Here is an 11,230-nt window from a genome sequence, read left to right as displayed (position 1 = left end):
GTCCAGCACCTCGCCCGCGTCCTGGATCCGGCCCCGCACGAACTCCGCACCCTCCGGCACACCCGCCGCGAACCCGGTCGACAGGTCGTCCAGCACGGTCACCCGGTGGCCCGCCTCCAACAGGTGCGCCGCCACCACGCTCCCCACGTAGCCGGCTCCGCCCGTGACCAGGTACTTGCTCATGCCCTCGACCTCCGCGACATTCGGGTATTCCTCGCCCGGAGCATATGGCACCCGCCTGAACGCCGGGCCGCGCCGCGGGGCCCGACCGTCCGCCCGCGAACCCCGGTCCGGCGCGAACGCCCGCGGCCCTCAGGCCAGTTGGTCCAGCAGGCCGGTCCGGGCCGCCAGCGCGGCGGCCTCCAGCCGGGAGCGGGCCCCGAGCTTGGTCAGCACCCGCTGGACGTGCGTGCGGGCCGTCGACGGGGCGATCCGCATCGCGGCGGCGATCGCCGCGGTGTCCTCCCCGTCCGCGATCCGGGCCAGCACCTGCACCTCGCGCCGGGTCAGCAGCCGCAGCAGCCGCAGCGCCTCGTCGTCCGGCTCCGCCACCGGCCACAGCAGGTGCTCGAACGCGGCCCGCAGCACGTCCACCGCGACCGCCACCTCCCCGGCCCGGACCCGCGCGATCGCCCGGTCCACCACGTCGATCCGCTCGTCGCTGCGCACGTACCCGGCCGCCCCCGCCGCGAACGCCGCCGCGACCCGCCCCGGCGCCCCCAGCGGCCCCAGCACCACCACCGCGATCTCCGGCCGCTCCCGCCGCAGCCGCCGCAACGGCTCGAACGGGTCCTCCGCCCCGCCGCCCACCCCCAGCAGGCACACCTCCGGCCGCCGCCCCGCCACCAGTTCCAGGACGGCCCCGCACGGCGACCCGATCCCCAGCACCCGGTGCCCGCGCTGCTGCAGGGCGGCCCCCAGCGCCTCGGCCATCAACCGGTGGTCGTCCGCCACCACGAGCCGCGCGCTCATCCCGCCCCTCCCCTCCCGGCCCGACAGACGCACCATCACAGCGCACAATCGCCCGGCCCGCCAGAGGCCCTCCGCAAGCGGAACGCCGGAAAACGCGAAGGACCCCGCCTCCCGGCGGGGTCCTTCCGATCTGAGCCCCCATGCGGAATCGAACCGCAGACCTTCTCCTTACCATGGAGACGCTCTACCGACTGAGCTATAGGGGCTTGTTGCTCCGGGATCCTCGCGGTTCCCCTTGCGACGAGGAAGACTTTACATGCTCCGCCGACCGCTTGGGAAATCCGCTTCGGCCAGGTCGGAGGGCTAAACTGCCCGAGAAGACCCGATCTGCCGTGCAATGTCGCCCAGCAGCCGCGAACTCCCGTGCAGCGAAGGCGCGTGATCCTGTGCCAGCCCCCGGCCGCAGTCGTGCTTCCGGTGATCCCTCCGCGTGGTGGGCGTTGGCCCTGCGACCGAACCGGCCGGTGGTGCCGCGGGCGCTGGTGGTGCGGGCCGCGGTGGGGATGGCGGTGCCGCTGGGGGTCGGGCTGGTGTGCGGGCGGCTGGCGCTGGGGGTGTTCGCGGCGCTGGGGGCGATGCACGCGACGATGAACGACCGGGTGGAGCCGCTGCGGCTGCGGGCTCCGCGGATCGCGCTGGCGCTGGCCGCGTCGACGGCCGGGATGCTGATCGGGGCGGCGCTGCAGCACCGGGGCGCGGGCGGCCCGGCGATCGGGGTGGCGCTGACCCTGGTGGGCTTCGCGGGCGGGGCGCTGTCGGCGACCGGGCCGCGCGGGTCGGCGGCCGGGATGCTGCTGCTGGTGTCGGCCTCGCTGGGCGGCGGGATGGCGCTGCCGCACCCGTGGTGGGCGGCGCCCGCGGCGATGCCGTGCGGGGCGGCGCTGGTGCTGCTGCTGGGGGTGCGCTACCGCGCCGACGCCCGCACCGATCCGCGCACCCGGGCGCTCGCCGACGTGTACCTGGCGCTCGGCGGCCTGCTGGCCGCCCTCGGCACCCCGGACGGCGCGGCCGCCCGCCGCCTGCTGACCGGCCGGCTCAACCAGATGCAGGACCTGCTGCCGCCGCCCCGCCCGGGCCGCCGCGAACCGGAGCGGCTGCACCGGCTGCGCCGCTCGTACGAGGCCGCGCTGGGCGCCACCGAGGCGGCGGCCGGGCTGCTGTGGGCGTGGCGGCCAGTGCCGGCGGAGCTGGCGGCGTTCCCGGCCCGGCTGGCCGCGCAGATCACCGGCGGCCCCGAGCCCGCGTACCCCGACTGGCGGCCGGACACCCCGTCCCGGACGGCGTTCGACACGGCGCTGCGGGCCGCCGCCGACACCGTGGCGGGCCGCTGGGCGCCGCTGGACACCGCCGCTCCGCCGCCGCCGGACCCGTGGCGGCTGCGGGTGCGGCTGCTGTCGCGCGGTTCGGTGCGCTACGGGCTGCGGGTGGCGCTGTGCGTGGCGGTGGCCGAGGCGGCGGTCAACCTGCTTCCGCTGGACCGCAGTTACTGGGTGCCGATGACGGTGGCGTTCGTCCTGAAGCCGGACTTGGGCTCGGTGTTCCAGCGGGCGGTCAGCCGGGCACTGGGCACCGTGCTGGGCGTCGCGGTCACCGCGGTGCTGCTGGCCCTGACCACGGACCCGTGGGCGCTGAGCCTGGTGATCTCGCTGTGCGTGGCGCTGCTGCCGTACTCGACGGCCGCGCACTACGGGCTGAACACCGTCGTGATGACGCCGGTGGCGCTGCTGCTGGTGCAGCTCGGCGGGGAGAGCGGGGCGGCCGAGTTCTGGCCGCGGGTGCTGGACACCGCGCTGGCCAGCGGCATCGTGCTGGTCTTCGGCTACCTGCTGTGGCCGGAGCGGCCCCCGCACCGGATCGAACCGGGCGTCGTCACCGCCGCGAACGCGCTGCGCCGCTACCTGGCGGCGGTGGCCCGGGTCGAGCCGGTCGCCGAGGTGTGGCTGCGCCGCACCGCGTACCGGGCGCTGGCCGACGCCCGGCGGCAGGTCGACCTCGGCCTGGCCGAGCCCCCGCCCGCCGGGCGCCTCGCCGAGCAGTGGCTGCCCGCCACCGCCGCGCTGGAGCGCCTCTCGGGGGCGGTCGCCGCGTACGCCGCGCAACTGCGGTACGGCGGACGGCAGCCCGAGCCGGAGGTGATCGAGCGGGTGCTGCACTCCCTGGACCGGCTCACCGGCGCGGCCCGCGCCCACCGGCCGCCGACCGGCCGGATCGCCCGCCCGACCGGCCCGCACGACCCGGAGCGCAGCGCGCTGGCCCGGGCCGCGGACGAGCTCGACCTGCTGCTCGCGGAGTAGGCCCTCAGACCTGCTCGGCCAGCTCCAGCCAGGACATCTCCAGCTCCTCCTTGTCCTCGCGGACCTTGCGCAGCTGCGCGTCCAGCTCGGCGACCTTGGAGAAGTCGGCGGCGTGCTCGGCGAGTTGGGTGTGCAGCTTGGACTCCTGCTCGTCCAGCTTGGCGATCTGCCGCTCCAGCTTCTGCATCTCCTTCTTCGCGGCCCGCAGGTCGCCCGCCGACAGCCCGGAGGCCGCCGCGGCGGCCGGGACCTGCGCGGCGGCGACGGCCGCGGCGGCCTCCGCCATCGCGGTGCGGCGCTCCAGGTACTCGTCGACGCCGCCCGGCAGCATCCGCATCCGGCGGTCGCCGAGCAGCGCGTACGCGGTGTCGGTGGTGCGCTCGATGAAGAACCGGTCGTGGCTGATCACGACCATCGAGCCGGGCCAGCCGTCGAGCACGTCCTCCAGCTGGTTGAGGGTCTCGATGTCGAGGTCGTTGGTGGGCTCGTCGAGGAACAGCACGTTGGGCTCGTCCATCAGCAGCCGCAGCAGCTGCAGTCGGCGGCGCTCGCCGCCGGACAGGTCGCCGACCGGCGTCCACTGCTTGTCCTTGCCGAAGCCGAACTGCTCGCACAGCTGCCCGGCGCTCATCTCCCGGCCCTTGCCGAGGTCGACCCGGCCGCGCACCTGCTCGACGGCCTGGAGCACCCGGGTGGCCGGGTCCAGCTCGGCGACCTCCTGCGAGAGGTACGCGAGGCGGACGGTCTTGCCGACCTTGATCACGCCGCCGGCCGGCTGCACGTCGCCCTCGGTCGCGTACGCGGCCTGCATGGCCCGCAGCAGCGAGGTCTTGCCCGCGCCGTTGACGCCGAGCAGGCCGATCCGGTCGCCCGGGCCGAGCTGCCAGGTCAGCCGCTCCAGCAGCAGCTTGTCGCCCGCCTTGACGGTCACGTCCTCCAGGTCGAAGACGGTGCGGCCCAGGCGGGCGTTGGCGAACTTCATCAGCTCGGACTTGTCGCGCGGCTCCGGCACGTCCGCGATCAGCGCGTTCGCGGCCTCGATCCGGTAGCGCGGCTTGGAGGTGCGGGCGGGGGCGCCGCGGCGCAGCCAGGCCAGCTCCTTGCGGGCCAGGTTCTGCCGCTTCTGCTCCTCGGTGGCCTCGATCCGGGAGCGCTCGGCGCGGGCGAACACGTAGTCCGAGTAGCCGCCCTCGTACTCGCGGACCTCGCCGCGCTGGACGTCCCACATCCGGGTGCAGACCTGGTCCAGGAACCAGCGGTCGTGGGTGACGCAGACCAGCGCGGAGCGGCGGTTCTGCAGGTGCTTGGCGAGCCAGGCGATGCCCTCCACGTCGAGGTGGTTGGTGGGCTCGTCCAGCACGACCAGGTCGGGCTCGCCGAGCAGCAGCTTGGCGAGGGCGATGCGGCGGCGCTCGCCGCCGGAGAGCGGGCCGATCACGGTGTCCAGGCCGTTCGCGAACCCGGGCAGGTCGAGGCCGCCGAACAGGCCCTGGACGATGTCGCGGATCCGGGCGTCGCCGAGCCACTCGTGGTCGGCCCGGCCGGCGATCACCTCGTGCCGGATGGTGGCCTCCGGGTCCAGCGAGTCGTGCTGCGTGAGCACGGCCAGCTGGAGCCCGCCGGAGTGGGTGATCCGCCCGGTGTCGGGCTCCTCCAGCTTGGCGAGCATCCGGATCAGCGTCGTCTTGCCGTCCCCGTTGCGGCCCACCACACCGATCCGGTCGCCCTCGCTGACGCCGAGGCTGACCCCGTCCAGCAGGGCCCTGGTGCCGTACACCTTGGTGACGGACTCGATGGTGGCGAGGTTGACGGCCACGAAGCTGCACTCCTGAGGAAGGGGCTGGAACGAGCCCCCAGCCTAGTGCCGCGCCGCCCCCGGCCCCGTCCGCTACCGGGCCCGGTCGAGCAACTCGCGCTGTTCGGCGGTCAGTTCCAGGTCGAGCGCGGCCAGGCTCTCGTCCAACTGGGCCACCGAGGAGGCGCCGACCAGCGGGATCACCGGCAGTTCGCCGCCGAGCAGCCAGGCCAGCACGACCTGGTTGCGGGTGGCGCCGGTCTGCCGCGCCACCGCGTCGAGGGCGGCGAGGCGGGTGGGGGTGCCCGCGTGGTCGAAGGACGGGCCGAGCGGCTTGTCCTCGCGGACGTAGCCGCCGCCGAGCAGCGGGGAGTAGGCGACCAGGGTGAGTTCGGGGCTCTCCTTGAGGTACGTGATCAGGTCGCCCTGGACGGCGGCCTGGTCGCCGTCCGCGCAGGTCAGGCCGGGCAGGTCGCCGCGGCGGCGCAGGTAGGTGTGGCCGTACTGGAGCACCTCGTAGCCGGGCAGTCCGGCCTGCGCGGCGAGGTTGCGGGCCCGCTCGACCCGCCAGGACCAGTGGTTGGAGACGCCGAGCAGGCCGACCGTCCCCTCCTGGACGAGTTCGCCGAACGCGTGCACGGTCTCGGCGAGCGGCACCGTCCGGTCCTCGACGTGCGCGTACAGCAGGTCGAGCTTCTCGACGCCCAGGCGCTTGCGGCTGGCCTCGGACGAGGCCCGGATCACCTCCGCCGACAGGCCCTCGCCGTTCTCGACGAACCCGGTGCCGGGGGCCTTCGGACGGGCGCCGAGCTTGGTCGCGATCACCACCTCGTCGGTGATCCCGCGGCTGGCCCGCCACCGGCCGAGCACCTCCTCGCTGGCGCCGCCCTGGCTGTCGTCCTGCCAGTACGCGTAGTTGTTGGAGGTGTCGACGAAGCTGCCGCCCGCCTCGACGTACCGGTCCAGCACCGCGAAGGAGGTGGCCTCGTCGGTGAGCGTGCCGAACAGCATCGCCCCCAGGCTCAGCACGCTGACCTCGCGACGGGTGCGCGGGTCGGTTCCGATGGTGCGCTTGCGCATCCGGGTGTCCCCTCGTTTCCGCGGCCCGCCCGGTGCGGGCCGCGGTGACGAGTCTGGAACCCGGAGCGCGCTCCAGGTCAAGCAGAGGTCTTGACCACCCGGGCGCCCGGCACCGGGCCGTGGGTGGCGTGGGCGGTGCGGCAGGTGCCGGAGGCGCGGAGGGCGGCGGCGACGTGGGCGGCGGCGTCGGCGTCCTTGGCGAGGAAGGCGCAGGTCGGGCCGGAGCCGGAGACCAGGGCGGCCAGGGCGCCCGCCTCGGTGCCGGCGTGCAGGGTGTCGGCGAGGGAGGGGCGCAGCGAGACGGCGGCGGCCTGGAGGTCGTTGGCGAGGGCGGCGGCCAGCGCGACGGGGTCGCCCTCGGCGAGGGCGGCGAGCAGGGCGGGGTCGGCGTCGGGGGTGGGGACGTCGGCGAGGGAGGAGCCGAGGCCGGACTCCTCCCGCAGGCGGTCGCACTCGCGGAAGACCGCCGGGGTGGACAGGCCGCCGTCGGCGACCGCGAACACCCAGTGGAACGTCCCGGCGACCGGCAGCGGCTCCAGCAGCTCGCCGCGGCCGCGGCCCAGGGCGACGCCGCCGAGCAGCGCGAACGGGACGTCGGAGCCGAGTTCGGCGGCCAGCTCCAGCAGGACGGGCAGCGGGGTGTCCAGGCCCCACAGGGCGTCGCAGGCGAGCAGCGCGGCGGCGCCGTCCGCGCTGCCGCCCGCCATGCCGCCCGCGACCGGGATGGCCTTGTCGATGTGCAGGTGGACGCCGGGGTCGGCGAGGCCGTGGTGGGCGGCGAGCAGCCGGGCGGCGCGGGCGGCCAGGTTGCCGTCGTCGAGCGGGACGGCGGCCGCGTCGGGGCCGTCGCAGCTGAGCGTGACGCCCTCGCCGGGGGTGGCGGTGACCTGGTCGCCGAGGGCGACGGCGAAGAAGACGTTCGCCAGGTCGTGGTAGCCGTCGGGGCGGACCCCGCCGACGCCGAGCTGGACGTTGACCTTGGCGGGGACCCGGACCGTGACCATGCTCAGTGTTCCTCCGCCTTCGGGGCCTCGGGCTTGTGCTCGGCGATCGCGGCGAACTGCTCGACGGTGAGCATCTCGCCGCGCAGCGTGTGGTCGATCCCGGCGCCGCGCAGCGCCTCCTCGGCGGCGGCGGGCGAACCGGCCCAGCCCGCCAGGGCGGCCCGCAGGGTCTTGCGGCGCTGCGCGAACGCGGCGTCGACGACGGCGAACACCTCGCGGCGGGTGGCGGTGGTGGCCGGCGGGTCGCGGCGGACCAGCGAGACCAGGCCGGAGTCGACGTTCGGCGCGGGCCAGAACACGTTCCGCCCGATCGCCCCGGCGCGCTTCACGTCCGCGTACCAGTTGGCCTTGACGGAGGGCACCCCGTACACCTTGTTGCCGGGCTTGGCGGCGAGCCGGTCGGCGACCTCGCTCTGCACCATCACCAGGGTCCGCTCGATGCTGGGGAAGTGCTCCAGCATGTGCAGCAGCACCGGCACGGCGACGTTGTACGGCAGGTTCGCGACCAGCGCGGTCGGCGCGGGGCCGGGCAGCTCGGTGACCTCCATCGCGTCGCTGAGCACCAGGTCGAAGCTCCCCGCCTTCGCGGGCATCCGCCCCCGCACCGTGTCCGGCAGGTGCCGCGCCAGCACCGGGTCGATCTCCACCGCCGTGACGTGCCGCGCCACCTCCAGCAGCGCCAGCGTCAACGACCCGAGCCCGGGCCCGACCTCGACCACCGCGTCCTCGCCCGTCACCCCCGCCGCCCGGACGATCCGCCGCACGGTGTTCCCGTCGATGACGAAGTTCTGCCCGCGCTGCTTGGTCGGCTTCACGCCGAACGCCTCGGCCAGCGCACGGATGTCGGCGGCTCCCAGCAGGTGGCCGTCGGAGGTGGGTTCGGTGGTGCTCACCCGCCAAGGATACGGGTCAGAGCTCCACCAACTGCTTGAGATCGATCTCGACGGGGAACGGCAGCTCGGTGCGGAGCAGTCCCTCGTGCACGGCGACGGGGAGGTAGACGCTCTGCGACTCGTCGCGCCGGAACTCGTGCACGACGGGAAGGTCGTTCTCACCGCGTTCGACGCGCCAGTAGGACGGAACCCCCGTCTCGGCGTAGAGACCGGGCTTGGTGAAGCGGTCGGCTGCCCGCGATCCGGGGGAGACGACCTCGACGGCGAGGGCCACCGACTCGACGGGGGTGCACTCGAGCTCGAACACGTTCAGGCCGGTCTTGTCGAAGACCACCACGTCGGGCAGCAACACGTTGCGCTCGTTGAGCAGGACACAGCGTTCGACGTTGACCGCGTAGGGCGTGGTCCTCGCCGCGCGCAGTTCCGCGAAGAGCTGGTCCCGCACCTGGTCGTGCCACAGCAGAGTCTGTCCTCGGACCACGATCGCTCCGTCCACCAGTTCCCACTTGAACGGCAGATCGAGCTCATTGACCTGGTCAAACGTCCAGCCGTTGGCCGGTGGGTGCACCCAGTCGATCGGTTCGGCGGTCATCTCAGCCTCCTCGCTGCCTCCATGCTAACGAGCACGCCCGTCACCGGGATGCGCTCAGTAGCCGAAGGCCCGGGCGGTATTGGCGGCGATCGCCGTGGCGAGTTCGTCCTCCGCCAGGGCCAGGTGGTCGGCCATCGCGCGCAGGGTGACGGGGATCAGGTACGGGGCGTTGGGGCGGCCGCGGTAGGGGTGGGGGGTGAGGAAGGGGGCGTCGGTCTCGACCAGGACGCGGTCGAGGGGGGTGGCGGTGAGGGCCTCGCGCAGGGCGTGGTTGGCCTTGTAGGTGACGGGGCCGGCGAAGGAGAGGTACCAGCCGTGCTCGGCGCAGGTGCGGGCCATCGCGGCGTCGCCGGAGTAGCAGTGGAAGACGGTGCGCTCGGGGGCGCCCTCCTCCAGCAGGAGGGCGATGACGTCCTCGTGGGCGTCGCGGTCGTGGATGACCAGGGCCTTGCCGTGGCGCTTGGCGATCTCGATGTGGCGGCGGAAGGACTCCTTCTGCAGGTCGACGCCCTCGGGGCCGGTGCGGAAGTAGTCGAGTCCGGTCTCGCCGACGGCGAGGACGTGCGGGAGGGCGGCGAGGCGGTCGATCTCGGCGAGGGCGGTGTCCAACGCGTCCTGCCCGCCGGGCCCGCGCTGCTGCCCGGACCAGCTGTCGGGGTCGCCGAGGAAGACCCGGGGCGCCTCGTTGGGGTGCAGGGCGACGGCGGCGTGCACCTGCTCGTACTGCTCGGCGAGCGAAGCGGCCCACTGCGAGCCGGGGACGTCGCAACCGACCTGGACGACGGTGGTGACGCCGACCGAGGCGGCGCGGGCCAGGCCCTCGGCGGGGGTGCCGGACTGCATGTCGAGGTGGGTGTGCGAGTCGGCGACCGGGACGGCCAGCGGCTCGGGCAGCGGCGGCGGGGTGCGGTCCTGTTCCTTCTTGTTCTTGCTTCCGGCCATCAGACGGCAGCCTTCTCTTCGAGGCGGGGGAAGAGGATCGCGCCCTTGGTGACGGTGGCCCCGGCGGGCAGCCGTCCCCAGTCGGCGACGGTGGCGATCCGCTGGTCGGCGAGGGCGCCGAGCGCGGGCCCGGCGCCGAGCGAGTCCCACAGTTGGGCGGCGGTGTCCGGCATCAGCGGGTTGAGCAGGACGGCGGTGGCCCGCAGCGCCTCGGCGGCGGTGTACAGGACGGTGTCCAGCCGGTCCCGTCCGTCCGGGGACTTGGCGGCCTTCCAGGGTTCCTGCTCGGTGAGGTAGCCGTTGACCAGCTTGACGAACTCGAAGACGGCCGCGATGCCGCCCGCGAAGTCGAGCTCCTCGCCGATCCTGCGGTCGGCCTCGGCGGCGGCCCGCACCAGCGCGTCGGCGACGGCCTGTTCGGCGGGGCCGTGCGCGGTCGCGGCGGGGAGCGCGCCCCCGTGGTACTTGCCGACCATCGCGGCGACCCAGGAGGCCAGGTTGCCGAAGCCGTTGGCGAGTTCGGAGGTGTAGCGGGCGGTGAAGTCCTCCCAGGAGAACGACCCGTCGGTGCCGAACGGGATGGCCCGCAGGAAGTAGTAGCGGTACGCGTCGACGCCGAAGTGCGAGGTCAGGTCGGTGGGCGCGATGCCGGTGAGGTTGGACTTGCTCATCTTCTCGCCGCCGACCATCAGCCAGCCGTTGGCGACGACCCGGCGCGGCAGCGGCAGCCCGGCGGCCATCAGCATGGCGGGCCAGATGACGGCGTGGAAGCGCAGGATGTCCTTGCCGACGAGGTGCACGGAGGCGGGCCAGAGCCGGGCGAAGCGCTCGGGGTCGCTGCCGTAGCCGGCCGCGGTGATGTAGTTCTGCAGGGCGTCGACCCACACGTACAGGACGTGCTTGTCGTCCCAGGGCAGCGGGACGCCCCAGTCGAAGGTGGAGCGGGAGATCGACAGGTCCTTGAGGTCCTGCTCGACGAAGCGCAGCACCTCGTTGCGGGCGGCGGCGGGCTGGATGAAGTCCGGGTGGGCGGCGTAGAACTCCAGCAGCTTCGGGCCGTACGCGGAGAGCCGGAAGAAGTAGTTCTCCTCCTCCAGCCACTCGACGGGGCGCTTGTGGACGGGGCAGAGCTTCTCCTCGTCCGTGGCGCCGGGCAGCAGTTCGCCGGGGAGCTTGTACTCCTCGCAGCCGACGCAGTACGGGCCGGTGTAGCTGCCCCGGTAGATCTCGCCCTTGTCGTACAGGTCCTGGACGAACTCCTGGACGCGGTCGGTGTGCCGGGCCTCGGTGGTGCGGATGAAGTCGTCGTTGGCGATCCGCAGGTGCTCCCAGAGCGGCTTCCAGGCCTCCTCGACCAGCTTGTCGCACCACTGCTGCGGGGTGGTGCCGTTGGCTTCGGCGGTGCGCAGGATCTTCTGGCCGTGCTCGTCGGTGCCGGTGAGGTACCAGACGTCCTCGCCGCGCTGGCGGTGCCAGCGGGTCAGCACGTCACCCGCGACGGTGGTGTACGCGTGGCCCAGGTGGGGCCGGTCGTTCACGTAGTAGATCGGGGTGGTGACGTAGTACGCGTCGGTGCTGGTGTGGTCTTCCAAGGCCGCCATACCCCGGGATCCTAGTGCCGCGGCCGTACCGCCCCGGGCGGGGCGGTACGGGGCGGG

General features: G+C 74.0%; 10 protein-coding genes and 1 tRNA gene. 1 reads left to right on the top strand and 10 read right to left on the bottom strand.

What is annotated here, in order from left to right:
• The 3 genes from OO57_RS08595 to OO57_RS08585 form a co-directional block, all read right to left on the bottom strand.
• On the bottom strand, positions 1 to 183 hold a 183-nt coding region (locus tag OO57_RS08595; RefSeq protein ID WP_033251700.1), incomplete at its 3' end, for an NAD-dependent epimerase/dehydratase family protein.
• Positions 184 to 312: 129 nt separating this feature from the next.
• Complete coding sequence (locus OO57_RS08590) at positions 313 to 972, bottom strand: LuxR C-terminal-related transcriptional regulator (protein WP_033251699.1); 660 nt, start codon at positions 970 to 972, stop codon at positions 313 to 315.
• Between the two features lie 133 nt (positions 973 to 1,105).
• Positions 1,106 to 1,178 (bottom strand) — tRNA-Thr (locus OO57_RS08585).
• A 234-nt stretch (positions 1,179 to 1,412) separates the two neighbouring features.
• Between OO57_RS08585 and OO57_RS08580 the strand changes: the two genes are divergently transcribed.
• On the top strand, positions 1,413 to 3,266 hold the full coding sequence (locus OO57_RS08580) for an FUSC family protein (protein ID WP_158715061.1): 1,854 nt from the start codon (positions 1,413 to 1,415) through the stop codon (positions 3,264 to 3,266).
• 4 nt (positions 3,267 to 3,270) lie between these two features.
• On the opposite strand, the gene OO57_RS08575 is transcribed toward OO57_RS08580, so the two are convergent.
• From OO57_RS08575 to metG, 7 genes are all read right to left on the bottom strand, one after another.
• Positions 3,271 to 5,082 carry an ABC-F family ATP-binding cassette domain-containing protein gene (locus OO57_RS08575; RefSeq protein WP_033251698.1) on the bottom strand — a complete coding sequence of 604 codons (1,812 nt, stop codon included), beginning with the start codon at positions 5,080 to 5,082 and terminating at the stop codon, positions 3,271 to 3,273.
• Between the two features lie 72 nt (positions 5,083 to 5,154).
• Positions 5,155 to 6,141, bottom strand: coding sequence for an aldo/keto reductase (locus OO57_RS08570; RefSeq protein ID WP_033251697.1), 987 nt, complete (start codon positions 6,139 to 6,141; stop codon positions 5,155 to 5,157).
• A gap of 77 nt (positions 6,142 to 6,218) precedes the next feature.
• Positions 6,219 to 7,145, bottom strand: coding sequence for a 4-(cytidine 5'-diphospho)-2-C-methyl-D-erythritol kinase (locus OO57_RS08565; protein ID WP_033251696.1), 927 nt, complete (start codon positions 7,143 to 7,145; stop codon positions 6,219 to 6,221).
• A 2-nt stretch (positions 7,146 to 7,147) separates the two neighbouring features.
• Complete coding sequence (gene rsmA / locus OO57_RS08560; RefSeq protein ID WP_033251695.1) at positions 7,148 to 8,038, bottom strand: 16S rRNA (adenine(1518)-N(6)/adenine(1519)-N(6))-dimethyltransferase RsmA; 891 nt, start codon at positions 8,036 to 8,038, stop codon at positions 7,148 to 7,150.
• A 16-nt stretch (positions 8,039 to 8,054) separates the two neighbouring features.
• Positions 8,055 to 8,630 carry a Uma2 family endonuclease gene (locus OO57_RS08555; protein WP_033251694.1) on the bottom strand — a complete coding sequence of 192 codons (576 nt, stop codon included), beginning with the start codon at positions 8,628 to 8,630 and terminating at the stop codon, positions 8,055 to 8,057.
• A 54-nt stretch (positions 8,631 to 8,684) separates the two neighbouring features.
• On the bottom strand, positions 8,685 to 9,572 hold the full coding sequence (locus tag OO57_RS08550) for a TatD family hydrolase (protein ID WP_033251693.1): 888 nt from the start codon (positions 9,570 to 9,572) through the stop codon (positions 8,685 to 8,687).
• A complete protein-coding gene (metG, locus tag OO57_RS08545; RefSeq protein ID WP_033251692.1) occupies positions 9,572 to 11,173 on the bottom strand; it encodes a methionine--tRNA ligase in 1,602 nt (533 codons plus the stop codon). Before metG ends, OO57_RS08550 begins: the two co-directional genes overlap by 1 nt.
• Positions 11,174 to 11,230 lie beyond the last annotated feature (57 nt).

The sequence above is a fragment of the Kitasatospora phosalacinea genome, from assembly GCF_000717185.1.
In the GTDB taxonomy this organism is placed as follows: Bacteria; Actinomycetota; Actinomycetes; order Streptomycetales; family Streptomycetaceae; genus Kitasatospora; species Kitasatospora phosalacinea_A.
This window is presented reverse-complemented; position numbering and strand designations above follow the sequence as displayed.

Excerpts from the sequence above, each read along its gene's own strand:
- OO57_RS08555 (WP_033251694.1), bottom strand. The coding sequence starts at position 8,630 with ATGACCGCCGAACCGATCGACTGGGTGCACCCACCGGCCAACGGCTGG.
- OO57_RS08565 (WP_033251696.1), bottom strand. The coding sequence starts at position 7,145 with ATGGTCACGGTCCGGGTCCCCGCCAAGGTCAACGTCCAGCTCGGCGTC.
- OO57_RS08590 (WP_033251699.1), bottom strand. The coding sequence starts at position 972 with ATGAGCGCGCGGCTCGTGGTGGCGGACGACCACCGGTTGATGGCCGAG.
- OO57_RS08570 (WP_033251697.1), bottom strand. The coding sequence starts at position 6,141 with ATGCGCAAGCGCACCATCGGAACCGACCCGCGCACCCGTCGCGAGGTC.
- metG (WP_033251692.1), bottom strand. The coding sequence starts at position 11,173 with ATGGCGGCCTTGGAAGACCACACCAGCACCGACGCGTACTACGTCACC.
- OO57_RS08550 (WP_033251693.1), bottom strand. The coding sequence starts at position 9,572 with ATGGCCGGAAGCAAGAACAAGAAGGAACAGGACCGCACCCCGCCGCCG.